This window comes from Sphingopyxis sp. H115, assembly GCF_001468465.1.
In the GTDB taxonomy this organism is placed as follows: domain Bacteria; phylum Pseudomonadota; class Alphaproteobacteria; order Sphingomonadales; family Sphingomonadaceae; genus Sphingopyxis.
This window is the reverse complement of the sequence record NZ_LNSA01000008.1, coordinates 33,108-59,494: the sequence shown is the minus strand read 5'-3', so window position 1 is coordinate 59,494 and position 26,387 is coordinate 33,108. Positions and strand designations below refer to the sequence as shown.

Below are 26,387 nucleotides of genomic sequence, written 5' to 3'. Positions count from 1 at the left end.
CGCCGCCCAGCCGGCGGCGCTCCACCGGGGGAGAATGACGATGATCCGTTTCAGGGACCGCGGCGCACGCGGCCGCCACCAGGGCGGCCAGATCGACGCCTGGCACAGCTTTTCCTTCGCCGATTACAACGATCCCAAACATATGGGCTTCCGCGCGCTCCGCGTACTGAACGAGGACCGCGTCGTCCCCGGCGCCGGCTTGCCCGAACATGGGCACGAAGACATGGAGATCGTGACGATCGTGCTGAAAGGCGCCGTCGAACATCGCGACGACCTGGGCAACAGCGCGATCATCGGCGCGGGCGAGGTCCAGCGAATGAGCGCGGGGACCGGCATCCGCCACAGCGAACGCAACCCCGGCGCCGACGAACGCACCCACTTGCTCCAGATCTGGATCATTCCCGCCACGTTCGGCGGCCCGCCGTCCTATGAACAAAAAGCCTTCGCGGACGACGACGATCGAAACCGCTGGATCACCATTGCAAGCGGCGACGGGCGCGATGGATCGCTGACGCTGCGGCAGGATGCCGTCATGGCGATCGCCCGCCTTGACGAAGGGGTGACGATCGCGCGCGAAATCGATCCCGATCGCGGCTATTGGGTGCAGGTCATCGGCGGCCTGATCGGCCTCAATGGCACCGAAATGCGCGAAGGCGACGGCGCCGCGCTGACGTCGGAAACCCTGCTGTCCATCGAAGCCGATTCCGAAGCCGAAGTCCTGCTCATCGACCTGCCTTGAGCAACGCCTTGGCCGCATGGCCTGCGGCCTTGTCCGCCGATATGCCGAGGCCCGAAAGCCCAAGCATGATCATGTCGGCGATGCGTCGGTGTGCTTCGGCTTCGCCGAACCGCCGTTCGACAAGGTTCGACATCAGCGCCTGGCACAGGCCGAGCCAGTAGAGCACGCCGCTCTCCTTCGCTTCGGGCCGGAGCAGGCCGCGCGCGCAGGCCGATTCAAAATCGTCGAGCACCCCCTTGTTGAGCGGATGCGCACGGGCGGTCGAGCTGCCGTGGCTGCGCAGCAGCACGATGGTCCGCTTTGGGTTTCCGAGCGCGAATGCGGCCCCGACCCGCATGCCGCCGGCAATCCGTTCGACGGGGTCGGCGACATCGGCGTTGGCCCTGGTAATCTGATCCTCCAGTTCCAGTCTGACCTCGGTGGCGATCGCTTCCGCAAAGGCCTGTTTGTCCTCGAAATGATTGAAAAAACTTCCCTTGGCGACACCGGCTTTCGCGACGACCTCGTCGATCGGAATGGCGTCGATCGGCTTTTCGGCGAGCAGGTCAAAGCCCGCCGAAATCAGCGCGGTGCGGGTGCGGGCGGCGCGGGGTGAAAGCTCGGGCTGTGTGGCCATACCGCTCTCTACTTGACTATCCGGTCATATTCAACCTAATTGACCAAATAGTCATATACGAGTCGCAGGGAGAGATCATGGCCGTCATCAAGGTCGAAGACATGGCGCATGTGCGCTTCGCCGCACCCGACCTGGCGGCGATGCGGGCTTTTCTCGAGGATTTCGGGATGACCGTGTTCGAGGCCGGCGGGCGCCTTTACGGCAAGGGCAGCGACGGCCGTCCCTTTGTCCATGTCACCGAACCCGGCGAGGCAAAATTCCTTGCCATCGGATTGCGCGCAGAAACGCTCGCCGACCTCGACCGGCTCGCCGCCGCCGAGGGTGTAACCGTCGAGGATTCCGTCGCGCCCGGCGGCGGCAAGGTCGTGCGACTCACCGATCCCGACGGCTATGGTGTCGAGGTCGTGGCCGGACAGGCCAAGGGCGAGACCAGCCTTCCCTTCCCCGATCGGCCACGCAACACCGCTGCCGCCAAGCCGCGCGTTCGCAAAGCCGTGCGGCTGGAGGCGGCACCCGCGCACGTCCGCCGTATCGGCCATGCAGTCCTCAAGGTGCGCGACTTTCGTCTGTCGGAGGCGTGGTACAAGCATCGCTTCGGTTTCCTCACCTCCGACGAGGTAGAAGCCGCAAAGGACGTACCGCTCGGCGCCTTCATGCGCTGCGACCGCGGCGACAAGCCCGCCGACCATCATACGATCTTCCTCGCGCAGTTGCCGGGGGAACTCGGCCTGCTCCATGCCGCGTTCGAGGTCGCCAATCTCGACGACCTGATGCTGGGTCACCAATATCTGAAGGCGAAAAAGCACCAGCCGGCGTGGGGCGTCGGGCGCCATGTCATGGGCAGCCAGATTTTCGATTATTGGAAAGATCCGTTCGGCAACGAGCTGGAACATTGGACCGACGGCGACCTGTTCACCGCCGACGACCCGCCGCAAAAACAGCCGATGAGCGCGCTGCTCGCGGTACAATGGGGCAGCCCGCACCCGATGTTTGCCGGCAAGCGCCCGCCGCCGCCCAGCCTCGTCGCATTCCTCACCGCCCTGCAAATCCGCCTGCGGCGGCTGTTCGGCCGCCAGACCAAGGACACGACAGAATGAAGCTCGCCACCTACACCGCCAACGGGCAGACCCGCACGGGAATCGTCGTCGGCGACAACATCGTCGATACCGGAATCGACGGCACGATGATCGACCTGATCCGCGACTGGGAGCGGCTGAAACCCGAGCTCGAGGCAAAGGCCGCAGTGGAAGGCGGCGTCCCCCTGTCTTCGGTCAAGCTCGAAGCGCCGGTGCAGCGGCCGGGCAAAATCTTTGCCATCGGGCTCAACTATGCCGACCATATCGCCGAATCGCAGATGGCGACGCCCGAGCGACAGGTCTGGTTCACCAAAGCGCAAACGAGCGTCAACGGCCCGTACGATCCGATCGAGATCGCCACGGGTACGATGACGGCCGACTATGAGGTCGAACTTGTCGCGATCGTCGGCGCGGGCGGTAAGCATATCGCTCCGTCGGACGCGCCCGCCGCGATCTTCGGCTATTGCGTCGGCAACGACGTCACCGAACGCATGTGGCAGCATGCGGTCCCGCAATGGTCGCTCGGCAAAAGCTTCGACACCCATGCCCCGATGGGACCATGGATCGTCACCGCCGACGAGGTCGGGAATCCCCACACGCTGGGCCTGCGCTGTTTCGTTAACGGCGAAAAGCGCCAGGATTCGAACACCGCACACCTCGTTTTCGACATCTGGCAGCAGGTCGAACATCTGTCGGTCGGCATGACGCTGGAACCGGGCGACATCCTGTTCACCGGCACGCCGGGCGGCATCGGCGCTGCGATGGACCCACGCCAGTTCCTGAAGCCGGGCGACGTCGTGCGCTGTGAAATCGACGGGATCGGTGCGATCGAGGGCACCATGAAGGCCGAAGGCTGAGGGCCGCATGATTCGCAAGATCCTCTACGCCGCACTCGCGCTCTTCATCGCGGCGGCGGTGGTCGGCTATCTCAATCGCGAGAGCCTGATCGACGCGTCGATCCGCGACCGGTTGCAGCAAAAGCCCGATCCGGCCTTCCTCGCCAACGACGGGCATATCCGCGTCCTCCTTTGCGGCACCGGCTCGCCCGAGGTAAGCGCCGCGAAAGCGCAGGCCTGCACGCTGGTTTCGGCGGGTGGCCATATCTTTCTTTTCGACGTCGGCGACGGCGCGGTCCGATCGCTCGAACAATCCCATGTTCCGCTGAACAAGCTCGAACGGGTGTTCATCACACATTTCCATTCGGATCATTTCAATGACCTCGGGACGCTGATCAACGCGGGCTGGATCTGGGGGCGCACGACCCCGCTCGAAGTCGAAGGACCGGCCGGTATGCGCGCGATAGTCGCCGGTTTCGCGCAGAGCTATGCGCTCGACGAAAGCTATCGCAGCGCGAACATGCCGCATCTCGCCGAACGGCGCGAGGTGGCATTCGGCAAACCGCTGGAAGTTGCCTTCGCCGAGGGGAAAAGAATGGCCCGCGTCTATGACGAGGACGGCGTGACCATCGACGCCGTCCTCGTCGTCCACGATCCGGTGAAACCGGCGCTTGGCTACGTCCTCGAATATCGCGGCAAAAAAGTCTTCGTCAGCGGCGATACCGAAGTCAGCCCGCTCAATATGGAGGCGATGCGCGGCGCGGACCTTGCGGTCCATGAATCCTATGCCGCACATATGGTACGGCGCGCGATTCCGCATATGAAAAGGCTGGGGATGGATTTCGAGGCCGAAGTGGCGACGCGCACAATCCCCTATCATGCCGACAATATCGCACTCGCGAAGCAGGCGCAGTCCGCCGGGGTCAAGCATCTGCTGCTCACCCATCTGATCCCCTATCCCGACAGTTTTGTCGTTCGCCGCATGTACGCAGAGGGGATGGCGGATCATTACAAGGGGCAGCTGACCGTCGGACAGGACGGCATGCTGATCATCCTGTGACCGACAAGGCCGGCTCGACGAGCGCGTTCGACTGCGACGTCCTGATCGTGGGCGGCGGTCCGACCGGGGTCACGCTGGCGATCCTCCTCGCTAAGCGCGGCATCAAGGTGATCGTAGCGGAAAAGACAGCGGACATCTATCCGCTGCCGCGCGCCGCCCATATCGACCATGAATGCATGCGCATCCTGCAGGAAGCAGGCGCCGCCGACGCGGTGTTCGCCACCAGCCGCCGCGTCGCCCGCTATGACTTTCTCAACGCCAAGGGGACCGTGCTGCTGCGTTTCGACGGCTCTGACCAGATCGGCGCCGGGGGCTGGCCGGCGGCCAATATGATCCACCAGCCGTCGGTCGAGGCGGCGCTGCGCCGGTCGCTGGCCGAATATGACAACGCCGCGCTGTATGGCCTCTGGGAGCTCAAATCCTTCGAAAGCGATGCGGAAGGCGTCAGCGCCCGCATCGCTACGCCAGACGGGGACCGGACGATCCGTGCGCGCTTTCTTGTCGGCGCCGACGGCGCTCGCTCGCCGGTTCGCCAGGCCGCGGCTATTGCCTTCGACGACCTTGCCTTCGAAGAGCCATGGCTTGTGGTCGATGTGCTCGTCGATGATTATTCGCGGCTGCCCGACGCCAATCTGCAAATCTGCGATCCCGACCGCCCGACGACCTGCGTGCTGATGGGCGAAGGGCGACACCGCTGGGAATTCATGATCAAGCCCGGCGAAACCGCCGAGCAGGTGAGCGACGACGCCTTTGTCGAAAAATTGCTCGCGCCGTGGAATGTCGCGGGGGCAGTGCGGATCGAACGCAAGGCGGTTTATACCTTCCGCGCACGCATCGCCGACCAATGGCGCAGGGACCGCGTCTTGCTGGCTGGCGACGCAGCGCACCAGACGCCGCCGTTCGCCGGACAGGGCATGTGTTCGGGATTGCGCGATGCCGCCAACCTTGGCTGGAAACTGGCAGCCGTCGTCAACGACGGCGCATGCCAAACCCTGCTCGACAGCTATCAGCCTGAAAGGGCGCCGCACCTGCGCGCGACCATCCAGATGGCGATCATGATGGGCCGAATGGTCTGCACGACAAGCAAATGGGCCGCTCTGCGCCGCGACCTGACTTTCAAGCTCGCCGGACTGCTGGGCAAGCTGCCCGACGGGCCATCGGCCTATCCCTCGATAGCCACGGGGATCATTCTCGCCGAAAGCCCCGCGGCCGGCAGCTATTTCGCCCAACCCGTCGCCGCCGGGGGTGCCCGCATCGACGATTGTTTCGGCCAAGGCCACTGGCTGATTTCGCGCTCGGATCTCGACCGTCCGGAACTCCGCGCCTTCGCCGAATATCTCGGCGATTGGCTGGACAGCCACAGCGCCGAGGCGGTGCTCGTCCGGCCCGACCGCTATGTTTTCGGGACAGGGCCGCGCGCGAAGCTCCTCTCGTCCTGGCAGGCGCTCGCAGGCTCGCACGCCTGAGCCGCGCCGTGAAGGCGCGCCATTTTGCCGAAGCAGTCCGTACCGATCGCAACCTGCCGCGCGCCGGATCGTTGCCCTGTCGGGATCACGCGCAACCCCCACGGTATAACGGCGCATCATCAACGGATAGCAGGAGGAAGCTGGCACCATGTTCGACCGCGACACGGCTCCGCCGGGAATGGGGATATTTCTTGCCAAACTGCTTAGCCACAGTCTTCTTTCGACAGAGGATCAGGCTGCCATCGCCGCGCTGCCGCACCAGACGCGGCATCTTGAACCGAATGACTATATCCTGCGTGAAGGCGACCGCTCGGACATCTGCCCGGTGCTGCGGTCGGGCTTTGCCTACCGGCAAAAGATCACCGCCAGCGGCGGGCGCGAGATTGTCTCGATCAAGATTCCCGGCGATCCGCTCGATTTCCAGTCGATGTATCTTCGCACCGTCGATCACAACCTCCAAGCGCTTACCGCGGTCGAACTTACCGTCATCATGATTTCGGACTTCGAACGGCTGGTGCAGGCGCGCCCCGCGATCGCGCGCGCCGTCATGGTCGATATTCTGATCGAAGCGTCGATTGGCCGCGAATGGCTTCTCAACAATGGCCGCCGGAATGCGCTCGCGCGCCTGGCGCATCTCTTTTGCGAGCTTCACTTCCGACTGCACGACACGGGATCGGGCGGACTCGACATTCGCAAAATGCCGCTTACGCAAGAACAACTTGCCGACGTACTCGGGTTGACCCCCGTCCATGTGAACCGGACACTCAAGGAGCTGGAACGTTCGGGCGCCATCGCTCGCGACGGGCGCGGCATCCGCATCGCCGATCTGAAATCGCTGATCGCCACTGCCGAATTCTCGGACGTTTACCTCCACCGCGACCAGTCCTGACCCCAAGGAGCAGATGAGATGGGACGTTATTTCTTCCACACCCGCGACGGCCACCACGAGATCGACGAGGTGGGCGTGGACCTTCCCGACGATGCGGCCGCAGGACTGGAGGCGGTGCGCTACGGCGGCAGCCTTCTCGCCGACGACCCGCACATCCTGCGGCACGACCAGCTGCTGCGGGTCGAGTGCGTCGATGACACGGGACGGCTTCTTTGCACGCTGCTGGTGACATCGGTCGACGCGAACGGGAATCTCGCGACCCTCGCGCCCGGGAGCGAGTGAAACGGTGCCGGCCAACCGGTGCCTCCCTGCCCCGACACCCCAGTTGGACTGGCACGCCCTTCGCCCGGACCGGACGTAGCGGGTGCCGTACCGCGGACGCAATTGCTACCTATAAATCATAAGCTTGACTTATGTTATGCCAGCGATTTTCTGCGACCGAATTAGCCGCGCGAGGCGGAACAGTGGCGACCATCCGGCGTTGGCTGAACGAACTTCAACGGAGAACGATCATGAACAGCGATACGATCAAGGGCAACTGGGAACAGGTGAAGGGTCACGTCCAGAAGAAATGGGGCGAACTCACCAATGACGAGCTCGACCAGATCAACGGTAACCGCAAGATCCTTTCCGGCAAGATTCAGGAGAAATATGGCCGGGCGCAGGATGAAGCCGACCGCGAAATCGACGAATTCGAGAACAGTTACTGATCCTTCCTGGGTCAAGTGAAGTCCGCGTGGCTATGCCGCGCGGACTTTTTCTTGCGCAACTGGCCCGGAAGCGCCGCGGATTGCGGAGCGCCTGTCGACCGAGCGCTTGCCCAACTCCGCTCAGGCCCTAAGTTCGCGCGCGGCGAGTGGAAGCCGTATTCGGGCTCGCATCCCGGTGCCGGTCGCCTCGTTCGTCCCATAATGCACCTCGGCGCGGTGCGTTCTCGCAATGGCATCGATCAGCTTCGTACCGAGCCCCGTGCCCTGCGCCGGCCGGTCGGTTGCAAATCCCGGGCCGTCATCTTCCACGCTCAGTTCGACCATCCGATCGCCCGCACCGCGCAGCGCGATGCGTATTTCACCGTCTTCCGCGCCATCATATGCATATTTGCAGGCGTTGCTGACCCATTCATTGGCGATCATGCCCAGCGCCACGGCCTTGTCGGTCGCAATGCGCAGCGGCTCGGCTTCGGCCCGAACGTCGCGCCGCGCCGCGCCCGTCGACCAGCTAGAGCCAAGATCGGCAGCGAGGCCGGCCAGATAATCGTCCATCGCGACATATTCGACGTCGTTGGTCGTATAGAGACGGCGATTCACCTGCGCGACGGTCGCAATCCGTTGTTGCGTTTTCTTCAGCGCCTCGCGCGCTTCGGCATCGGGGATCGTTTTGGCCTGGAGCGCGACGAAGGACATGATCATCTGCAGGTTATTCGCGACGCGGTGATTGACCTCTTTCAGTAGCGCCTCGAGCCGCGCGTTGCTTGCGCGCAGTTCCTCTTCGGCACGCTCGCGATCGCGGCGGAGGCTGGCACGTTCCAGAACCTGCCCGAATGTGTTCGCGAGCAGCTCGAAAAAGTCGGTTCCCACCGACTTCACCACATAATCGTCAGCGCCCGCCTTGAGCGCCGCGACGGCGACCCGGCTTTCTTCCGATCCCGTCACATAAACGACCGGTGGACAGCCTGTGATCGCGCGGAGCGCTTCGAGCGTTTCCAGCCCATCCTGCCCTGGCATATAATGATCGACGGCGATGAGGTCGAAAGCGCCCTCGCGGGTCATTGCCACGCCCTCGGCACCGTTCGCCGCGAGGCTCACCTCGAACCCGTCGCGCGTCAAGTTGCGCGAAACCAGACGGCGAATGCCCTCATCGTCGTCGATATACAGAATATGCGCCACCGCTGCGGACGCCCCTTTCTCAAGCCGCATCCGGATCGGGGACCTGGATCACCGAAAGGAAGAGGCCGAGTTGGCGGATCGCATCGGCGAAATTCTCGTAGTTCACTGGCTTCGTGATGTAGACATTGCAGCCAAGATCATAGCAGCGCTGGATTTCGACCTTGTCATCGGTCGTCGTGAGCACCACCACCGGCGTCCGGCGTAGCGCACTACCATCACCCTTCAGGCGAGCGAGGATATCGGTTCCGCTCATGTCGGGCAGGTTCAGGTCGAGAAGGACCAGCGCCGGTCCGTTGCGCGCCGGACCGTCCTCGGCATCGTAGAGAAAAGCGAGCGCCGAGGTACCATCGGTAAAATGATGGATCGTGTTCGATATGCCGGCGCGGCGGATATTCTTCTCGATCAGCCGGGCATGGCCTTCGTCATCCTCGATCATCACGATGTTCACGGGTTGTTGTTGATCAGGCATTTTCATCTCCGCCTTTCCATTCGATCGGCAAGGTGAACCGGAAGGTCGAACCCTCGTCCAGCGCCGATTGCACGTCGATCGTGCCGCCGAGGCGATAGGCGAGCGCCCTGGCGTGTGCGAGACCGATACCCTCACCGGGCTGGTCCTGTGTTCCCGACCTTCTGAAAAGATCGAAGATACGGTCGTGATCGCGCGGGTCGATCCCGCGTCCATTGTCCTTCACCTCGACAAAGGCGCGGCCATATTCGGTCCCGCCGTTTACGGCGATGACGCCGGGCCTTCCGGGCTTCAGATATTTGAGCGCATTTTCGACGAGGTTCGACAGGATCTGTTCGACCGCAAGCCGATCGTTGACGATTGCGGGCAACTCGCCGATCTCGATCCGCGTTCCCGTCTCCTGAACCCGATGTTCTAGACTTTCGGCGATTCCGGCGACGATGGCGCCGAGGTCCAACCTTTCCGGTGCGAGCGCGCGTCGCCCCTGCCGCGAGAGATTCAAGATCGCATTGATCAACCGGTCCATCTTTTGCGTCGAACTCCGGATGAACCCGATCGCCTCGGGAAGATCCTCTTCGATCGCAAGGCGCGTCGTCGCATCGGGCGCCTCCCACGTACCGGCATCGCTCCGCGCGAGATAGTCGGCGATTGCCTTGCGCGCCGCCTCGAGTTCGGCCGTAAAACCCATCACGTTGACCAGCGGCGAGCGCAAGTCGTGGCTGACGATATAGGCGAAGCGCTGGATTTCGGCATTGGCCCGGCTGAGCTCGGCGGTGCGAGCCTCGACGAGATCCTCCAGATCCTCGTTCAGGACCCGAAGCTGCTCGCGCGACACGCGAAGTTCTGCCAGATTGCGCCGAATGAGCAGCAGCGTCACCGCCGCCACCGCGATTATCAACAGTCCGGTCACCAACAGCGTGGTGTTGAACAAGGCCAGCGCACGCCGCTGCCTGGCCTCGCGGTCGCGAAGCAGCCCGAGTTCCTCCGCCACCATCGCATCGACAACGCTGCGAACCTCACGTACATGAAGGACACCGGCGTCGGTCATGAAGCCATCGACGACCGAGCGGCGCGCCTCGGCACCGCCGCCGATCGCTTCGCGATTATAGGCGCGATAGGCGTCGAGAAGCTTACCGAGACGCGCAACGCGGGCGCGCTGCTCCGGGTTGTCGCGGACCAGCCGGTCGAGATCGCCGATGTGCGCACGGGCGTTTTCCTCTGCAGCCGCCATGATGCGCGCGAAGGCCGGATCGTTGGTGAGCAGCAGCCCGCGGCGCGCGGTTTCCATCCGTTCGTTGACGCTGGCGAACGCGCCGAGACGCGCCTCGACCGCAAGCGTGTGCGAGACGAGCTGCGCATTTTCCTCATTCTGGCGCTGCGCCCAGTAAGTCGCTGCCGCCGCGACGAGCAGCGCGGCAAACCCCAGCGCGAGAAGCGCGATGATGACACGGCTCGCGCGCCGGTCGCGTCCGAGCGACGCGAGCTTGTCCGATTTCATGCCTTCCGGTTCCCTCGCGCGGCGACTGGTGACGGTGCATGGCGGCGAAGCGGGCCATGCGCAAGTCCCCTGTGCCAAGCGGCTGATATCCGGCGCGCCCAAGTTTAACATGGATCAAGCCCGCTCCGCAGATAAGGGTTTTGCTATCGATCCGCACCGGAATGGCGCTGTCGGCAACGCGCGGGAATAAATGCAAGCAACCTTCGCGTTAAGTCGGCATATGCTGACCATATGTTCGCTATCGACTCCCTCCTCGTCAAAATCGCCCTGATCGGCGTCATCGGTATCGGCGCGCAATGGATCGCCTGGCGCACAGGCCGTCCGGCCATTGCGCTGATGCTGATCGCCGGAATCCTCGCCGGCCCCATATTGGGCCTGATCGACCCCGAACGCGACTTTGGAAGCCTGCGCGAGCCGATCATCAAGCTCGCCGTGGCCGTCATCCTGTTCGAAGGCGGGTTGAGCCTCAAATTCCGCGAACTGAGACACGCGGGAATCGCGGTCTTAATGCTCGTGTTCGTCGGCGTGCCCGTGGGCTGGGCGCTCGGAACCGCCGCGGCCTATTATGGCGCCGGGCTCTCGCTGGAACTCGCCGCGCTGTTCGGCGGGGTGATGGTGGTGACGGGCCCCACGGTCATCGTACCGCTGCTCCGCTCGCTGAATATCGCGCCGCGCGTCAAACACATGCTGAAATGGGAAGCGATCGTGAATGACCCGATCGGCGCGCTGCTCGCGGTCGGCGTCTACAGCTATGTCATTCATGGCGGGGCCGAGGCGAACACGGCGTCGATAGTGATCGATGTCGTTGCGGCCAGCACGCTCGCGATCGTCATCGGCACCGCGGCGGGCTTTTCACTGACCTGGGCCTTCCCGCGCGGGTGGGTTCCCGAATATCTGAAGGCGCCCGTACTGCTGACGACGGTGATCGCGGTATTCGTTCTGTCCGATCTTGTGATGCACGAAACCGGACTGATCACCGTAACGGTGATGGGGGTCGTCATGGCCAACCGCGAAACCTATTCGAGCCACGCGCTGCTGCGCTTCAAGGAGGATCTGACCATCCTGCTGGTGTCGGGGGTCTTCATCATCCTGGCCGCGACGCTGGACTGGGAGGTCGTGCGCAACTTCGAGCTGCGGTTCGTCGTCTTCCTGCTCCTGCTCCTCTTCGTGGTCCGCCCGCTCACGATCATGACCGCGCTCCTCTTTACCAGGATTCCGTTCAAGGAGCGGCTTTTCGTCGCGTGGATCGCGCCGCGAGGGATTGTCGCGGTCGCGGTGACGGGCCTTTTCGCGCTGCGCCTGTCGGAAACGGGCGTTGCGGGCGCCGAAGCGCTGGTGCCGCTCGGCTTTGGCGTGGTGATCGCGACCATCTTCGCGCATGGCTTTACCGCCGCGAGCTTTGCGCGTTGGCTGGGGCTCGATCGCGGCAAGGGCGACGGCATCCTACTGGTGGGATCGAACGGCTGGACGATTGCATTCGCCGAATTCGTCAAAGCGCAAGACCGTTCGGTGCTGATCGCCGATACGAGCAAATTTGCGCTCCGCGCGGCGCGACGCGCCGACATTCCCGTCTATGAAGGCGATATTCTCGAGGAGACGCACGACGATCGGATCGACATGGGCCAGTTCCAGCAACTGATCGCGGCGACGGACAACGACAGCTATAACGCGCTCGTCTGCAGCGAGTTGGCGCCCGAAATCGGCCACGACCGGGTGAGCCGCACGGTCGGGGAATCGCGCTCCGCGAGCCGGCGTCGCGGTCGGGTCTTCACGTTCAGCGGCCTGCCCATCGAGGCGATGCTCGATCGCCTTCAGGCCGGGTGGACGTTCGGCCGCACCCGCATCACCGAGAAATTCACCTATGCGCAATTCGCCGCACGCATGAAAAGCAGCGGCGGCGAGAGCCTCGCCGTGGCGCGGGCGTCGGGCGAGGTCGCGATCTTCTCGACTGACCACCGCCCGACCGTGGAGCCCGGCGATACGATCTGGACCTTCGTGCCGCCCGCCATTCCCGCCCGCGACGGCTGATCGGGCCGCCGGCGCGGCTTTTCAGCGCGCCACATCCCGCGCGACCGCAGATGTACCCATCAACGCGGCGCGGGAAAATGGCGCGAAATCGCCCCGCAGCCCATGTTTGAGCGCCGCGAGGGCGAGGCCGTTCGTTGCGGCGTCGGCGAGGCCCCGCCCCTGCCACAACCCGTCCAGAACCCCGGCGGCGAAGGCATCGCCGGTGCCGATACGGTCGACGATCGGGGTAATGAGCACCGGCTCGCTGCTACCGCCCTCAGCCCGCGTATCGATACGCGCGGTCAGGCGGTGGGTGTCCGGGCTGACGATATCCCGCGCCGTCGACGCGACATATTCGAGCGCGGGAAAGGCTTGCAGCAAGGCAAGCGCCGCATCGCGGCGGCGGTCCTCGCCGTCGCCCGAAAATTCCTGTCCCAACAGCAGCGCAGCATCGCGGTGGTTGCCGAACAGCATCGTCGCCTGCGCGATAATCGGCCGCAAGATGGCGGCGGGGTCGGGCTGCCAGCGCTCCCAGAGGCGACCGCGCCAATTGCCGTCGAACGACACGCCGATTCCTGCGGCGCGCGCGCTTGTCACCGCCGCGAGCGCGGCCGCAGCGCTGCTCGGTCCCAGCGCCGGCGTCACGCCCGACACATGCAACCAGTCCGCATCCGACAACAGGCGACCCCAGTCCCAATCCCCCGCCTCGACCTCAGCAAAGGCCGAACCCGCACGATCATAGACGACGTCGGCGGGCCGCATCGGCCCCGCCGGGATGTGGTAATAAAGGCCCATGCGTCCCGCCGGGCGCAGTACGGATTGCATATCGACGCCGTGGCGGCGCATCTCACCAAGCACACCGTCGCCGATCGGGCCCGCGGGGATGGCGCTGATCATTGTTGAACGGCGGCCTAGCGCGGCGAGCGCTACCGCAACATTCGCCTCGGCGCCGCCGACATGCGCCTCTAGGCGCGGCGATTGCAGCGGCAGTTCGCCGTGGGGCACCGACACGCGCATGACCACCTCGCCAAAACAGGCGATATTTCGGGGAGACTGCATCATTTCTTGAATCCGGTTTCCTCGACGGCAAGGCAGGACATCTGGACCGAAAGGCCGAAACGGGCCGTCGCCGTCTCGCCGACCGCGATCGGATGGACGCCAGTGATGGCCCCAGCGGAAATCCACTGTCCCGCCGCAAGTTCGACAACACCGCGTCGGTGAAGCTCGACGAGGAAATTGAGCGATCCCCACGGGCCGTCGAGAATATCGATCGAACGTCCCGCCCCGACCATCTTGTCGTCGATCCGCGTTTCGACGGCAATGTCGGTAAAATCGCCGATATCGAGGGTTGGGCCGAGCAGAAGGCCGTTGTTGATCCCGATATCGGCGACGATGCCATAGGGCGCATGCGCGTGGACGTCGGGCGCGGGCGAACTGGCGACCTCGAACCCGGCACGGATTTCGTCGATCCATGCCGCTCCGTCGTCCGCGCCCGTCACGGGCGCTTCGGGAACTGCGCGAAGCCGCAGCATGACCTCGGCCTCGATTGCCCCTGCCCCGCCCGAAAAGACCGCCGCCTCGCCCGGAACCTCGCTGTCCAGCGCGGCCAAGCGCAGCACCGGACCGGCGATCCGCTCGGCCCCCAGATGATCGACGAGCGCCGGGGGAATGCGCCCCACCTTCCACCCCACGATAGGCGCATCGAGCGCGGCGGCCAGCCGTCGCTGAATCGCATAGGCATCGGCCAGCGTCGCCGGCACCGGGGTCGGAAAGGCCGCGAGCGCCCGTCCCGACAGGCGCGCCTTGAGCAGCGCCGCGACCGGGTCCGGTGCAGCCGGTAAAGGCGACGGACCGCTCATCAAGCCAGTTTTGCGCTCAACAGATAGCGCTCGCGGCTTTCCGCCGACTGGCGGCGCAGTTCGATGATCGCGCGTTCCTCAGTCTCGTCGAGCATCGATTCGATCAAGCGGTTGAAATGGCGCCGCATCGCGAGCCGCGCACCGGTCGCGTCGCGCTTGCGCAGCGCCGCGACAACATCGGCATGCTCGGCCTGGCGCGCCGCGCCATCCTTGCGGCAGACCAGCGAATGGCTGCTGCGCACCTCGGGTAATTCCATCCGCATCCGCCACAGGCTCTCGATCACATGGATGATCGCCTTGTTGCTCGACGCGGCGGCGATGGTCATGTGGAATTCGCGATCAATCGCGCTGATTTCTTCCTCGCTCTTGCTGTCGTCGGCCATCGCTACGAGCAGTTCGTCAAGTTTTTCGAGCGTTTCGCTCGAAATCGTCGGCGCCGCGAGCGCCGCGGCCTCGGCCTCGAACAGCGATCGCGCCTCGGTCAGCTCGAACGCGCTGACCTTGGGCAGGATCGCATTATCGCCTGGCAGCACCGCTTCGACATAAGCGCCCGCACCGGTGCGGATATGGATCCATCCCGTCGCCTGCAACGCGATCTCTGCCTCGCGGATCGTCACCCGGCTGACCTCGAACCGCTCGGACAGTTCGCGCTCTCCGGGCAACCGCGTTCCGGGAGGAAAGGTCCCGTCCAGAATCAGACGCCGGATCGCGTCTGCAATATCTTCAAAAAGGCGGCGTTCGGCCATGATCAATCGTCTCCCCGCAGGATAGCGGATAGCTTCATACAATTTGGTATGACAAGTTTGAAGAGACTCACGGCGACGCGCATCAGTTTTTCGTTTCGCAAGCCGTCACGGCCAGCAGGGCGCGCCCGCACAGGAAGGCAATCGCTTGCTTCGACACCTCGGCCCGCTGTTCGGGGGCGAACTTGCCATGCCCGCCGCCGCGTACGACGAACAGTTCGGAGGGAACCGCCAGCGCATCGAGGCGGCGCTTGAGTTCGATCGACTGGACGATGGGCACCACCGGGTCGGCATCGCCATGGGCGATGAAAACCGGTGGGCTGTTCCTAGCAATCCAGACGACCGGCGACATCGCCCTCTCGGTCGCGGCCGCCTGCGCTCCCTCGCCAACCCAGTTCGCCACCGTCGGATGCCGCGCGCCGGATCGCGAGGCGATGTTGGTCAGGTCGGTCGGTCCATAGAAATCGAGGATCGCCGCCGCCCGCGCGGCGCCCTTGCATTCAACGCTGTCGATATCGTTCGCCGCGGGCAGCAGCCCCGCCATCAGCGCCAGATGCCCGCCCGCCGAGGTTCCGGTCACGACAATACGGTCGGGATCGAAGCCCAGCCGCGCCGCGTTGGCGGCGACCCAGTGGAGCGCGCAGCGCGCATCCTGCACGGCCGCCGGCGCGCGTGCGTCGCCGGCTAGGCGATATTGCACCGTCACCAGCGACAGGCCCGCCGCCAGATAAGGACGAAACCCCGTCCAGTCGGCGGGTCGCGCGCCGCGCGCCCAGCCGCCGCCATGGAAGTGGATCAACACCGGAGCGGGCGCCGCCGCCGTATCCGCATGGCGATAGATGTCGAGATGCAGCGCCCTGCCCGCGACCGTGCGGTAAACGACGTCGCGTTCGATCGTCGCCGGTTCGACCGCGTCGGACGCGGCGGCAGGCGCCGCCATGGCGACCAACAGCAAGGCGACCAGCGCGCGCACTATTCGGGCTAGATCCGCGCCCGCAAGCCGATGAAATATTTCGACCCATAATAATGATATTGGCGGCTGCTGCCATAGACGGGCATATAAGTCGCCTTGGGCTCGTTGAAGATGTTGAGCGCCTCAAACCGCAGCGACACGCCCTTCATCAGGTCGAGCGACGCCCGGAAATCGACGGTTTCGCTGGGGCCGACATAGCGCAGTTGGCTGTTGCCGCCGACGAAGTCCTGAAAATATTTGCTGCGGTAATTGTAGATCGCCTGCAACGACACCGGCCCGATCTCGTAATAGGCCTGCGCCGACAACACATGCTTCGAATAGCCCGACAGACCCGCAGGGGCGATCAATCCCGGCGTCACCGTTTCGGTTTCCGGATTATATTCGTCGCCGAGGCGGATGTCCTGCGTTTCGAAGTTCGAATCGGCGTAATTGTAACTGACCTTCGCGCCGAGACCGTCGAGCGGCTTGGGCAGGAAACTGAAGCGCGTCGCGGCTGTGAGTTCGAGGCCGTAGATGCGCGACTTGTCGGGGCTGTTACGCGTCTGCGTCACCGGGACGGTGACCGTTTCGCCGTTGATCGTGAAATCCTCATCATAGACCACCGGCTGGAAACCGCCATTGAACTGCTTGTAATAGAGCGTTGCCGACAGAATGCTGTCCTTGTTCGGATACCATTCGACCGCCGCGTCGGCGTTCCACGACATCAGTGGCTTCAAACGCGGGCTGCCGTTGGCGCGGACATTGTCGATCGCCTCTTCGATCGAGGTGAAGCCGTCGTCGCTTTCGCCGAGCGTGAAGGTTCGCCCGGCGCCGAGCGCGCTGGGGTTAGGGCGCGACATGGCACGATAGCCGGCGAGACGAACGAGTGCGTCGGGCGCTACCTCGAAGATCGCGTTGATGCTCGGCAGGATGCGCGTGCTGCGGCTCTTGATCTGCACCGTCTCGAAATCCCCCGATTCATCGAGCGTGAACCGGGTGGGATCATTATCATCGGGGACGATGATCAGATCGCTGCGAAGTCCGGTCGAGGTAACGTCGGTCCGGACGATGCGAACGCCGAAATTACCGCGGACGGGCATATTGCCGAGGTCCGCATCATAGTCGGCCATCACATAGCCCGCGAGGGTGCGTTCGGTGACGTCACGATTGGCAGCGGAGCGCAGTTCGTCGGGGAGGCCGGGATCCTGGGTGCCCAGATAGGCGCCGAACAGGCAGTCGACGTCGAAGGTCGCCCAGCTATGGATGCCGTTGCCCTCTGCCGCCGACAGATAGCCCGTCTGGGGGAATATCTGGCGGCACTGGTTGTTGAACTGACGGTCTTCTTCGAGCGTGAAGTCTGGACCGAGGTTGAAGTCGCCGTTGCGCAGGTCATAGTCGCGAAAGGTGAGTTCGGACCAGCGCGCGCCCGCCGAAATCCGGCTGAGGAAGCCGTCGAGTTCATACGCGGCGTCGAAGCGCCCCGCGATGATCTCGTTGCGGCGCTTGCTCTCGTCGCGGCGGAGGCGGGCGTCGTCCCAGAAGAGATCGTGATTGTTGAGATCGAAGCGCGGGTCGATCGTGATCGTCGGGACGAAGCTGCCCGGCGCGAGTTCGTATGTATAGGGAATGCGCTGATTGTCGATCGCGGTACGAACGCCATTGACGTCCATCCGGTCGGTCCGCAGGCGGAAATTGCGTTCGATCTCCTTGCGGATCGTGCGCGAATAGCTGCCGTCGACGGTCAGCGTAAGCCGGTCGTTCGGCATCCATTCGATCGACAGGCCACCACCCAGATATTCTTCCGAGCGCGACAGTTCGGAGCCGTTCGATTCGAGCGAGCTCGATCCTTCAAGGTAACGGACGATGCCATTTTCGTCATATTCGACATTGGTCAGGCCGCGGCGCGCTTCCGAAATTGTCAGGTCGCGGCGGCTTTCGACGAAGGTGCGGTCCGAATATTGGACGTCGAGGTTGACGTTCAGCCGGTCCGACGGGCGCCACTGGATCGCGCCGAACGCCGCGTCGCGCTTGTCGGTTTCGCTGATCTGGCGGAAAATGTAGGAATTGGGGATGAGGTAATAGGGATCCTGGCCGTAATCCTCGCGCTGGAGTTCGTCGCAATTGCCACTGGCATCATTGTCGGCACGGCACGCGACCCAGGTGCTGCTCGCCGCGTAGGTTTCCTCGGGATTGTTGGTGTCGTTGCGCTGCACGCCGATCGCGATACCGATCGTGTCGTTCGCGAACTGGTCGACATAGCTCAGCGTCCCGCGCCAGCCGATGCCGCCCGACCCCACGATGCGATCGCCATAGGGGTTGTACTGCGCCTTGACCTCGCCCTGGATGCGGCGCTTGCCGAAATCAAGCGGGCGCAGCGTGCCGATTTCGATCGTGCCGGCGACGCCGCCCTCGACGAGATCCGCCTGCTGGGTCTTGTAGATCTTGATATTGTTGACGAGTTCGGACGGGAACTGGTTGAAATTGACCGAGCGGTCGCCGCTGCCGTTGGTCGCGTCGCGGCCGTTGAAGGTCGCGTTCGAGAGGAAGGGGCCGAGGCCGCGCAGCGCGATTTCGGAGGCGTCGCCCTTTTCGCGGTGGGTTGTCGCGCCGGTGATCGTCTGGATCGCCTGGCCGACCGACAGCGCCGGCAGGTCGCCGATGTCGTCGGCGGACAGCGCGTCGACGATCGCCGTTTCCTCGCGCTTGGTGTTGATCGAATTCTGGATCGTCTCGCGAATCCCGGTGACGACGATTGCGTCTTCTTCATCTTGTGCCGCGGGCGCCGCGTCCTGCGCCATCGCGGGCATTGCGGCGACGAGCAATGTCGAGCCCGCGCCGGCCAGCAAGACGGCGCGGAGCGAACGCGCACGGATTTGATTACGAGAATTCACTTCGTCTCTCCCAGATACCGATTCTGTTATGACCAATGCTGTCGAACATTGCAGCATTATTGTCAACCATGACGTATGGCAAATTGGTTAGTCCATATTGCCATACATGATTTGTCAGCGGACGAGCTGGCTCCTGAGCCCCGGCACCGCCCGGGCAAGCGCCTGCGTCACGAGCTTGGCAGTGACTTCGGCGCCGACATCGCCGAGATGCGTATAGTCGAACTTGCGCGTCACTTGTCCGCGCGCACCGTCGCCGGTGATCGGCGGCGGCGGAGACGGCGCCGGGCGCGCGGCCAGCGTCGTCCCGGCTTTTGCGGCAGCGAGTTCTTCGGGCGTCGGCGGCTCCTGCGCGAGCTTGGTCGCCGTCTCGGCGCCCATTTCCTGCGCCTGCGCGGCGCTGAGCGCGTTCAGGTCAACAAGCGGCACGTCCATCGCCTTGGCGACGCCGCGAATCTGGTCCGACCAGCTGGCGAGCGTGTTGCGGAGCTTGCCGTCGCGGAACTCGCGCCGCGTCAGCGGGGTGACGAGCACCGGGGTGGCGCCCGCCGCCCGCACCTCTTCGACGAAGCGGCGAAGGTTGGCGGGGAATTCGGTCGTCTCGTCGGTCCAGCGTTCGGACTTCGACGATTGGTCGTTGTGCGCGAACTGGATGAGCACCCAGGTGCCGCGATAGCCGGGCACCCTTGCCTCGGCGAGCGCGATGTCCCAGCTGCCTTCCTGCCGGTAGCTGCGCGTGCTGCGGCCGCCGCGACCCGCGTTGACGCACGCGACCGACGATTTGACATGGTGCGCGCAAAATGCCCCGCCCCAGCCGCTGTGCGGCGCCATCGTCGAATCGCCGACGAGAATGATCTTGTACGGCTCGAGCGGCGGCGCGTCGGTTCGCGCGCGCGTCTGGGCCTGTGCCCCGCTCGCGAGCAGGGCGGCGGCAGTGGCAGTGGCGAGCAGCCGGATCATGAGAAAGCCAGCCCGCCGTTGATGTCGAGGCAGACGCCGGCGAGGAAGCTCGCCGCGGGCGAGGCAAGATAGACGATCGTGTCGGCGACCTCGTCGGGATGGCCTTCGCGGCGGAGCGGCGTGTTGTTCGCGGTTGCGGCGCGCCCTTCGGGCTTCGAGAAGATGTCGTGGAAGCTGGTGCCGATCAAGCCGGGGCAGACGGCGTTGACGCGAATGCCGTGCGGCCCGAGTTCTTTCGCCATCGAACGCGTGTAGGTCATCAGTGCGCCCTTCGCAGTCGCATAAACCGACGCGCCGGGGCCACCGCCGTCGCGGCCCGCGAGCGACGACACGTTCACGACTGCCGAACCGTCGCCGAGGAAAGGCTGCGCCGCCTGCAGCACGAGGAAGGCCGACTTGAGATTGAGCGTCATGACCTGGTCGAAAAACTCCTCGTCCATCTCGCTCAGCGTCTTGCGTGCGACCATGCCGCCCGCGAGGTTGACGAGGATATCGAGCCGGCCGCTGAACGCGACCCCGACCTCTTCGAGCATCGCCTTGACCGCGGCACTGTTGGTAACGTCGGCCTGGACGAGGAAGGCTTCGCCGCCCGCATCCTTGATCGTCTTCAGCGTTTCCTCGGCGGCTTCGCGGCCGCTGTTGTAATTGATCGCGACGCGCACGCCGGCGCGGGCGAGCGCGATCGACACCGATCGGCCGATATCGCGGCCGCCGCCGGTGACGAGCGCGGTTTTCCCGTGGAGATCCATGTGATGCAGTTCCTTATTCTTGCGTGTTGGTGGGTGGGGCGACGACCGGTTCGACGCGTCCGCCGATCAGCCAGAAACAGAGGAAAGAAACAGGCACGATAGCCGCGGAAAGCGCGAAGATCGGCGCGTAGCTCGTCTTGGTGAGTACGGGGACGAGCCAGGTGGTGATCAGCGTGCCCGCGACCGCTGCGGTGCCGCTGATCCCCGCGAGGCTGCCGACCGCCCCGCCGCCGAAATAGTCGCTCGGCAGCGTCTGGATATTTCCGATCGCCATTTGGAAACCGAAAAGGATGCACGCGATCAGCAGCACCGCATTGAGCGGCTCGCTCGCGCCGATGGTGAACAGGAGCGACGGCAGCATGATCGCGCAACCGATCGCGATCGTCAGGGTGCGCGCCTTGTGGACGCCGCCGCCCTTGCTGATGATCCGCCCCGCGAACCATCCGCCAAACAGGCTACCGAGCATCGCGCCGACGAAAGGCACCCAGGCGAAGAGGCCGATCTGCTTGACGTCGAAGCCGAAGGTTTCGGCGAGGTAGATCGGCAGCCACGACACGAAGAGCCACCAGACGGGATCGAGGAAGAAGCGCGACAGGATGACGCCCCAGCTCTGCCGATAGCGCAGCAGTTCGCCGAGCGGCACGCGGCGGCTGTCGTCGCGTCCGGCTTCGGTGCGGCCGGTCAGAATATATTGCCGCTCTTCTTCGCTGAGGCCCGGATGCTTCTCGGGATCAGCCTTGTAGAACCAGAGCCAGGGCACGAGCCAGATGAAGCCGAGCACGCCGATGAGAAGGAAGGTGCCATGCCAGCCGAACTGGACGAAGAGTAGCGCGATGAGCGGCGCCGAGATGATCCCGCCGAGCGAGGCCCCTGCGTTGAAGATGCCCTGCGCCAGTGCGCGTTCGCGCGAGGGGAACCAGAGCGCATTCGCCTTGGCGGCGCCGGGCCAGTTACCCGCCTCGCTGATCCCGAGCGTCGCGCGCAGCACCATCAGCAGCGGCATCGATCGTACCAGCGCATGCGCCGCGATCGACAGCGACCAGACCACGATCGAGATGGTGAAGCCCATCCGCGTGCCGATCGCGTCGAAGATGCGCCCGAAGAGCGATTGGCCAAAGGCGTAGAAGATCATGAAGATCGTCACCAGCAACGCGTAATCTTCCTTGGTCGCGCCGATTTCCTTCGACACCTCGGGCCACATCACCGCGAGCGCGTTGCGGTCGATGTAATTAATCACTGTGGCGAGAGCGATCAGCGCAATGACGCACCAGCGGAAGCGACCCTTGATATTGCTCATTTCTTCGCTCCGGTCTTGGCAAGGTCGAGGCGGCCGACGGGGCCGGTCCACGTCATGGCGCGGCCGTCGACGGTGATGCTGTGCTTCGCATCAGCGGCAATGTCGTCGGCGACCGCAAGCGCGAGCCGGCGGCCGTCGACAAGGGTGACGAGAACAAGGTCGGTGCCCTTTTCGTTGCGATGCTCGAGCGCCGCGACGCGCGCGTTGCTCGCGACGACGGTCTCGGCCGCGGCATCATAGGCACCGTGCGGTTCGAGCAGGCTGACGAAGGTCGCGTTTGTCGCGCCGTCGACGCGCTGGATCAGCGCCGGTTCGCGGCGCAGGTTGAACTCGGGATCGTTCGCGCCGCTTTCGGCGAGGATGAAGCTTGCGCCCGCGGGCGGCAGCATATGGTAGCTGTAGAAGCGGCTGCCTTGCATCCACGTCAGCCGCACCTTGCCCACCTTGGTTCCCGTCCCGTCGACCCATAGATGCTGATAGCCGTTCGCCTTGCCGAGCACCGGGCGCTCGGCGAGCTTGCGGTCGAACGCGATGTCGCTGTCGATGATATGTCCGGAAAAATGCAGCGGCAGGTCATAGACATGCCTGCCGCTGCCAGTTCCGTGGAGGATATCGAGCGTCAGGGGGTTCGCGAGGCCGTCGACCTCGACCAGCAACAGCGCGCGGCGGATGGCGACATCCTTATACGCGCTGTCGATTTCGGCGATCGTGTAGCGGGTCGGGCCCTCAAGCGATGCGGCAAGCTGGCGCGTTCCGGATTTTTCTCCGGTTTTCCAATCGCCTGCAAAGTGGCTTTGTTCATCGACGACAAGTGCGTTATGCGCGATCGTCGCGCTCGCCCAGCTGTCGTTTTCGGGCAGGTAACGCCCGCCGCGCTTTGCCTCGACATTGAGGAAGCGCGCGGCGCCATAGTCCGTTACGACCGCGCCGGTTTCGTCATAATAGAGCCAGCCAAGCCGGTCGAAATGGCCGTGACCCATGCCCTGCACGGTGTTTTTGGCGACGAGCAGCGGGCCTGAGGGATCGGTCTTGGTGCGCAGCAGCACGAGCGCGCCGCCCTTGCCGTCGGGGCCGTCGGACAGCAACCGCGAGGTGAAGGGCCAGGGCTTCGCCTTGCCCGCGGCAAGATCGCTCGCCATCGCCTGCCCTGCGGGCGTCAATACAGTGCGACCCTGCCAGTCGGCGATCGACAGGAAGGCCGGATCCTTCGTCGCTGCATAGGCAATAGCCACGGCGTGATAGAGTTCCTCGGTGCGAAGGCTCTTGTCGGGCATCGCGTCGTTGATCGGCAGGAAATAGCCATCGTGCGTCAGGTCGATCGCAGTGCGGATCGCCTTGAGCACGATGCCGTCGCGATATTCGAATATTTTGCGGTCGGGATCGTTGGCGGCGATCGCAGCCGCGAAGACGACCAAAGGTTGCAGCGCATAGCGTTGATAATAGGGACCTTCGGCATAATAGCCGTCGGGCGAGAAAAGCAGGTCGAGCTGGCGCAGGAAGCCCGCCTTGCCGCTCTTGTCGAGCCCGAGCAGCGCCTTGTCGACGAGGTCGCGGTCGCCAAGCAGATAGCCCGACAAGCCGACCCCGGCTGCGGCCCAGGTCGCGTGATTGTGGATGCGGTTGATCACCTCGGGCGACTCGTCGGACAGAAAGCGCGCCATCGGGCGGATCACCTGATCGTCGATCCGCCGGCGATCGGCAGCGGGCAATGCGTCCCGGATCTCCGCATAGCCCTGCGCTGCGTTGACGAGGAACACGCTGTCGTTGAGGCTCTGCCAGAAGAGACGCCCTGCGGTCTGGTTCGCCTTGGCCGGATGCGGGCCGAGCCCCGGATAAAGGTCGGCATAGGCGAGCAAGAGGTCGCGGACATGGTCGCGGTAGCGCGCGTCGCCGGTCAGGCGGAAGAGCTGGCCGCCCTCGAAGATGAGGCGGTAATTGCGCTTATGTTGTTCGTGGGTGAAGCCGCCGCCGGGATCCTTTGGTACGGGCACGTTGATGCCCGCCTTGATCGAGGCATCGACATCGCGCCGCGCGCGCTCGACCTCGGCCGCGAAGAGCGGAGCATAGGCCTGCGGGGCGGCGGCTGGTGGAGTTTGGGCCTGCACCGCGGTCGGGGACAGCGTCGCGGCGGCGAGCAAGAGCGCAAGGGTGCGGATCACGGCCGCGCCTCCACATTATTTTCGACCATTCCGCGCGGCGGGCCTTTCCACGCGAGTTCCTCGATGCGCGGCGCGGGGGTCGCAGCGAAGACATTCGAAGCAATGCGCGTTTCGGGGGCGCCGACCGAATGGATGACGACGATGCCGCCCGACTTTGCGAAACTATTTTGTGCAATGTCGGTGTGCTGGGCGCCCGAGACGCGCAACGACGCACCACCCGCACCGCTATCCGCGACGCTCGATCCGGTCATCGCGAACCAGGGGCCGAAGGTGCTTTCGTCGGTGCCCTTGCGCAAGAGGTCGGCGACCATCGCGACGCCAGCGAAGCGGCTGCCGCTGATCGTCAGCCGTTCCATCGGATACCAGCCCTTAGGCTCCTGCTCGCCGGTCGCGACGACTACGACGCCCATTGCAGAAAAATCGCTGTTTGCGATCGTGACATCGTCGGCGAAGGTGCCGGGCGCCATCGCGATGCCGTCGAGACGGCCCTTGCGGGGGCCGCGCACCGATATGCGGTCGAGCGCAATGCTGTAATTGGGCGCGACGCCCGAAGCGACCGCGATCAGCGCGTCCTCACCGGACGCCGCGCTCGCATCGACCGCGAGATTTTCGAGCCGCAGCCCGCCGCCGCCCGCGATCCGCGCGAGGCTCGACGCGACGCGCAGCACGGGCTTCGCATCCTTGGCGCCGGCAATGGTCAGCCGGCGTTGCACCGTCAGCGGCGCGGCGATGTCATAAGTGCCGCTGGCGAGCGCCAGCGTGTCGCCGGCCTTCGCATCGGCAACAGCCTCTGCAAGCGAGGCGCCCGCCGCGATCGGCCGCATAGCGCCGGCGCCGAAAACCGCCTCCGGAGCATCGCCGCGATACCAGCTCGCGCCGACCTCTTCGCGGGTGACGGGTTTGAGGTCGCGCGGCGCGCCGACGGCGGCGAGCGCGGGGTCGGCCGGATAAAGCAGGCCATTGGCGGCACGTTCGAGCGTCACGTCGCGCCGCTCGACCCCGGTCGTCAGCAAGGGCTTCGCTACCTTCGCCTCGACATTGCCAGCGAAAGCGATGCCGCCGATTTCGCCTTCGGCGCGGAATGGGTCCGCACCCTTGGCGCCGACGATCAGGTTGCGCTCGAACCGGCTGCCCACCGGCGGCGCCGAACGTTCAGCGTCGGCGCCTGCCGCAAGCGTGATGCGCGCGACGTCGATCAGGCTGTTGCCCTCGATCCGCGCGTTCGCAACCTGATGATAGCGGTTGACCACCGAATTGGGCACGCCATTCATCACGGTGATCGCGCTCTTGAACGAGCTGCCCGCGAGCCCTTCGAAATAATTGTCACGCACGATCTGGTCGCGGTTGATCACGCGCACGCCGCCGGTGTCGGGCACGCCCTTGCCGAAGAAGATGTTGCGTTCGACGAGGTTGCCGTTGCCGTGGCGCAGCACGAAGGCGCCCTGCGCTTCGAGCACGAGATTTTCGCGAATGATATTGCCGCCCGATTTGACCGAGACGATCTCGACCTCGCCGCTCGTCCGGTCGAAGATATTGCGCTCGACGATCGTATGGCTGTCGGACAGCGATTCCTCGCTGGTGCCGATGCGGATCGTCTCGCCGCCGTTCGACCCCAGCGGCGGCCGCGGGCCGAAATAATTGTGATCGATGCGGTGGCGGTTATCGAGCGGATCGCCCGCGCGGCGGATCACCGCGAGCGTCACGCCGGCGTTGGTCTTGCCCTCGAAATGCGAATGATCGACGCGGTTTCCGGAACCATAGAGCGCGACCCAGATATCTTCGGCGCGCCGGTCGGCCTTGCTGAAGCCGTCAATGACGGTCTCCGTGAGGCGGCTGTCGGTGGCGAGGGCTTTGGAATCGCGGCGAAAGCTGACAACTTCGCGCGTCGGGCTCGCACCATTTTTGAAGACGAGCCCCGACACGAGCAGATGCCGGCCGCCGATGCGCAGGTTCGACTGGCCGGTGATCAGCACCTTGCCTTTGGTCTGTGCAGTCAGCGCGATCGGTTTGGCAGCGGTGCCGGTGCCGGTAAAGACGATCTGGAAATCGCGCCACTCGCCGTCTGCGAGGATGATCGTGTCGCCCGGCTGCGCCTTTTTGACCGCAGCCTTATATTGCGCCTGATCGGTCACGAGCAGGTCGCGCGCCAGCACCGGATGCGCCGTCGACGCAAGCATCGCTACCGTTAGAATCACCCTTATGTGCACCGTTCCTCGCCCTTTTTCTGATTCTTGCGTATTG

General features: G+C 64.5%; 23 protein-coding genes. 9 read left to right on the top strand and 14 right to left on the bottom strand.

What is annotated here, in order from left to right; all coding sequences use genetic code 11:
* Window positions 1–40 precede the first annotated feature (40 nt).
* Entirely contained in the window at window positions 41–739 is a 699-nt protein-coding gene (locus tag ATE71_RS07755) for a pirin family protein (RefSeq protein WP_058802897.1), read from the top strand.
* On the opposite strand, the gene ATE71_RS07750 is transcribed toward ATE71_RS07755, so the two are convergent.
* The gene (locus tag ATE71_RS07750) at window positions 723–1,355 is read right to left on the bottom strand and encodes a TetR/AcrR family transcriptional regulator (protein WP_058802896.1); all 633 of its coding nucleotides are present in this window, start codon (window positions 1,353–1,355) and stop codon (window positions 723–725) included. The two genes, ATE71_RS07755 and ATE71_RS07750, sit on opposite strands and share 17 nt — an antisense overlap.
* Window positions 1,356–1,432: 77 nt before the next feature.
* Between ATE71_RS07750 and ATE71_RS07745 the strand changes: the two genes are divergently transcribed.
* The 7 genes from ATE71_RS07745 to ATE71_RS07715 all read left to right on the top strand — a co-directional run bounded on the left by ATE71_RS07745 (window position 1,433) and on the right by ATE71_RS07715 (window position 7,392).
* Window positions 1,433–2,452 (top strand): VOC family protein, encoded by a 1,020-nt coding sequence (locus ATE71_RS07745; protein WP_058802895.1) that lies wholly within the window; start codon window positions 1,433–1,435, stop codon window positions 2,450–2,452.
* The gene (locus ATE71_RS07740; protein ID WP_058802894.1) at window positions 2,449–3,288 is read left to right on the top strand and encodes a fumarylacetoacetate hydrolase family protein; all 840 of its coding nucleotides are present in this window, start codon (window positions 2,449–2,451) and stop codon (window positions 3,286–3,288) included. The genes ATE71_RS07745 and ATE71_RS07740 overlap by 4 nt, the downstream gene beginning before the upstream one ends.
* Before the next feature lie 7 nt (window positions 3,289–3,295).
* Entirely contained in the window at window positions 3,296–4,327 is a 1,032-nt protein-coding gene (locus ATE71_RS07735; protein ID WP_058802893.1) for an MBL fold metallo-hydrolase, read from the top strand.
* The gene (locus tag ATE71_RS07730; RefSeq protein ID WP_058802892.1) at window positions 4,324–5,793 is read left to right on the top strand and encodes a bifunctional 3-(3-hydroxy-phenyl)propionate/3-hydroxycinnamic acid hydroxylase; all 1,470 of its coding nucleotides are present in this window, start codon (window positions 4,324–4,326) and stop codon (window positions 5,791–5,793) included. Before ATE71_RS07735 ends, ATE71_RS07730 begins: the two co-directional genes overlap by 4 nt.
* A 148-nt stretch (window positions 5,794–5,941) precedes the next feature.
* On the top strand, window positions 5,942–6,682 hold the full coding sequence (locus ATE71_RS07725; RefSeq protein ID WP_063132294.1) for a Crp/Fnr family transcriptional regulator: 741 nt from the start codon (window positions 5,942–5,944) through the stop codon (window positions 6,680–6,682).
* A gap of 18 nt (window positions 6,683–6,700) precedes the next feature.
* The gene (locus ATE71_RS07720) at window positions 6,701–6,964 is read left to right on the top strand and encodes a DUF6894 family protein (protein WP_058802891.1); all 264 of its coding nucleotides are present in this window, start codon (window positions 6,701–6,703) and stop codon (window positions 6,962–6,964) included.
* A 230-nt stretch (window positions 6,965–7,194) separates the two neighbouring features.
* Window positions 7,195–7,392: a CsbD family protein gene (locus ATE71_RS07715; RefSeq protein WP_058802977.1), complete on the top strand. Its 198-nt coding sequence runs from the start codon at window positions 7,195–7,197 to the stop codon at window positions 7,390–7,392.
* Between the two features lie 120 nt (window positions 7,393–7,512).
* On the opposite strand, the gene ATE71_RS07710 is transcribed toward ATE71_RS07715, so the two are convergent.
* Genes ATE71_RS07710 through ATE71_RS07700 form a run of 3 tightly spaced genes read right to left on the bottom strand, consistent with a single transcriptional unit; the run spans window position 7,513 to window position 10,532 of the window.
* Window positions 7,513–8,568 (bottom strand): response regulator, encoded by a 1,056-nt coding sequence (locus tag ATE71_RS07710; RefSeq protein ID WP_235587954.1) that lies wholly within the window; start codon window positions 8,566–8,568, stop codon window positions 7,513–7,515.
* Between the two features lie 19 nt (window positions 8,569–8,587).
* Complete coding sequence (locus ATE71_RS07705) at window positions 8,588–9,037, bottom strand: response regulator (protein ID WP_058802890.1); 450 nt, start codon at window positions 9,035–9,037, stop codon at window positions 8,588–8,590.
* Complete coding sequence (locus ATE71_RS07700; RefSeq protein WP_058802889.1) at window positions 9,030–10,532, bottom strand: sensor histidine kinase; 1,503 nt, start codon at window positions 10,530–10,532, stop codon at window positions 9,030–9,032. The genes ATE71_RS07705 and ATE71_RS07700 overlap by 8 nt, the downstream gene beginning before the upstream one ends.
* 231 nt (window positions 10,533–10,763) lie before the next feature.
* On the opposite strand from ATE71_RS07700, the gene ATE71_RS07695 reads away from it, so the two are divergent.
* Window positions 10,764–12,560 carry a cation:proton antiporter gene (locus tag ATE71_RS07695; RefSeq protein ID WP_082665134.1) on the top strand — a complete coding sequence of 599 codons (1,797 nt, stop codon included), beginning with the start codon at window positions 10,764–10,766 and terminating at the stop codon, window positions 12,558–12,560.
* 21 nt (window positions 12,561–12,581) lie between these two features.
* On the opposite strand, the gene ATE71_RS07690 is transcribed toward ATE71_RS07695, so the two are convergent.
* The 10 genes from ATE71_RS07690 to ATE71_RS07645 all read right to left on the bottom strand — a co-directional run bounded on the left by ATE71_RS07690 (window position 12,582) and on the right by ATE71_RS07645 (window position 26,341).
* Entirely contained in the window at window positions 12,582–13,601 is a 1,020-nt protein-coding gene (locus ATE71_RS07690; RefSeq protein ID WP_235587953.1) for a sugar kinase, read from the bottom strand.
* The gene (locus ATE71_RS07685; protein WP_058802887.1) at window positions 13,598–14,398 is read right to left on the bottom strand and encodes a 2-keto-4-pentenoate hydratase; all 801 of its coding nucleotides are present in this window, start codon (window positions 14,396–14,398) and stop codon (window positions 13,598–13,600) included. Before ATE71_RS07685 ends, ATE71_RS07690 begins: the two co-directional genes overlap by 4 nt.
* Complete coding sequence (locus ATE71_RS07680) at window positions 14,398–15,144, bottom strand: FadR/GntR family transcriptional regulator (RefSeq protein WP_058802886.1); 747 nt, start codon at window positions 15,142–15,144, stop codon at window positions 14,398–14,400. Before ATE71_RS07680 ends, ATE71_RS07685 begins: the two co-directional genes overlap by 1 nt.
* 82 nt (window positions 15,145–15,226) lie before the next feature.
* Window positions 15,227–16,114, bottom strand: coding sequence for an alpha/beta hydrolase (locus ATE71_RS07675; protein WP_058802885.1), 888 nt, complete (start codon window positions 16,112–16,114; stop codon window positions 15,227–15,229).
* Between the two features lie 8 nt (window positions 16,115–16,122).
* Window positions 16,123–18,984, bottom strand: a complete 2,862-nt coding sequence (locus tag ATE71_RS07670) for a TonB-dependent receptor (protein WP_058802884.1) — start codon at window positions 18,982–18,984, stop codon at window positions 16,123–16,125.
* A gap of 114 nt (window positions 18,985–19,098) precedes the next feature.
* A complete protein-coding gene (locus tag ATE71_RS07665; protein WP_058802883.1) occupies window positions 19,099–19,941 on the bottom strand; it encodes a rhamnogalacturonan acetylesterase in 843 nt (280 codons plus the stop codon).
* Complete coding sequence (locus ATE71_RS07660) at window positions 19,938–20,690, bottom strand: SDR family NAD(P)-dependent oxidoreductase (protein WP_058802882.1); 753 nt, start codon at window positions 20,688–20,690, stop codon at window positions 19,938–19,940. The genes ATE71_RS07665 and ATE71_RS07660 overlap by 4 nt, the downstream gene beginning before the upstream one ends.
* Window positions 20,691–20,703: 13 nt before the next feature.
* Entirely contained in the window at window positions 20,704–21,987 is a 1,284-nt protein-coding gene (locus ATE71_RS07655) for an MFS transporter (protein ID WP_058802881.1), read from the bottom strand.
* A complete protein-coding gene (locus ATE71_RS07650; protein WP_058802880.1) occupies window positions 21,984–24,146 on the bottom strand; it encodes a heparinase II/III domain-containing protein in 2,163 nt (720 codons plus the stop codon). Before ATE71_RS07650 ends, ATE71_RS07655 begins: the two co-directional genes overlap by 4 nt.
* On the bottom strand, window positions 24,143–26,341 hold the full coding sequence (locus tag ATE71_RS07645; RefSeq protein ID WP_152998688.1) for a chondroitinase-B domain-containing protein: 2,199 nt from the start codon (window positions 26,339–26,341) through the stop codon (window positions 24,143–24,145). Before ATE71_RS07645 ends, ATE71_RS07650 begins: the two co-directional genes overlap by 4 nt.
* Window positions 26,342–26,387 lie beyond the last annotated feature (46 nt).

What these genes read in the sequence shown, in the direction of transcription:
- ATE71_RS07755 (WP_058802897.1), top strand. Translation starts at nt 41, where the DNA reads ATGATCCGTTTCAGGGACCGCGGCGCACGCGGCCGCCACCAGGGCGGC.
- ATE71_RS07750 (WP_058802896.1), bottom strand. Translation starts at nt 1,355, where the DNA reads ATGGCCACACAGCCCGAGCTTTCACCCCGCGCCGCCCGCACCCGCACC.
- ATE71_RS07745 (WP_058802895.1), top strand. Translation starts at nt 1,433, where the DNA reads ATGGCCGTCATCAAGGTCGAAGACATGGCGCATGTGCGCTTCGCCGCA.
- ATE71_RS07740 (WP_058802894.1), top strand. Translation starts at nt 2,449, where the DNA reads ATGAAGCTCGCCACCTACACCGCCAACGGGCAGACCCGCACGGGAATC.
- ATE71_RS07735 (WP_058802893.1), top strand. Translation starts at nt 3,296, where the DNA reads ATGATTCGCAAGATCCTCTACGCCGCACTCGCGCTCTTCATCGCGGCG.
- ATE71_RS07725 (WP_063132294.1), top strand. Translation starts at nt 5,942, where the DNA reads ATGTTCGACCGCGACACGGCTCCGCCGGGAATGGGGATATTTCTTGCC.
- ATE71_RS07720 (WP_058802891.1), top strand. Translation starts at nt 6,701, where the DNA reads ATGGGACGTTATTTCTTCCACACCCGCGACGGCCACCACGAGATCGAC.
- ATE71_RS07715 (WP_058802977.1), top strand. Translation starts at nt 7,195, where the DNA reads ATGAACAGCGATACGATCAAGGGCAACTGGGAACAGGTGAAGGGTCAC.
- ATE71_RS07705 (WP_058802890.1), bottom strand. Translation starts at nt 9,037, where the DNA reads ATGCCTGATCAACAACAACCCGTGAACATCGTGATGATCGAGGATGAC.
- ATE71_RS07700 (WP_058802889.1), bottom strand. Translation starts at nt 10,532, where the DNA reads ATGAAATCGGACAAGCTCGCGTCGCTCGGACGCGACCGGCGCGCGAGC.
- ATE71_RS07695 (WP_082665134.1), top strand. Translation starts at nt 10,764, where the DNA reads ATGTTCGCTATCGACTCCCTCCTCGTCAAAATCGCCCTGATCGGCGTC.
- ATE71_RS07690 (WP_235587953.1), bottom strand. Translation starts at nt 13,601, where the DNA reads ATGATGCAGTCTCCCCGAAATATCGCCTGTTTTGGCGAGGTGGTCATG.
- ATE71_RS07685 (WP_058802887.1), bottom strand. Translation starts at nt 14,398, where the DNA reads ATGAGCGGTCCGTCGCCTTTACCGGCTGCACCGGACCCGGTCGCGGCG.
- ATE71_RS07680 (WP_058802886.1), bottom strand. Translation starts at nt 15,144, where the DNA reads ATGGCCGAACGCCGCCTTTTTGAAGATATTGCAGACGCGATCCGGCGT.
- ATE71_RS07665 (WP_058802883.1), bottom strand. Translation starts at nt 19,941, where the DNA reads ATGATCCGGCTGCTCGCCACTGCCACTGCCGCCGCCCTGCTCGCGAGC.
- ATE71_RS07660 (WP_058802882.1), bottom strand. Translation starts at nt 20,690, where the DNA reads ATGGATCTCCACGGGAAAACCGCGCTCGTCACCGGCGGCGGCCGCGAT.
- ATE71_RS07655 (WP_058802881.1), bottom strand. Translation starts at nt 21,987, where the DNA reads ATGAGCAATATCAAGGGTCGCTTCCGCTGGTGCGTCATTGCGCTGATC.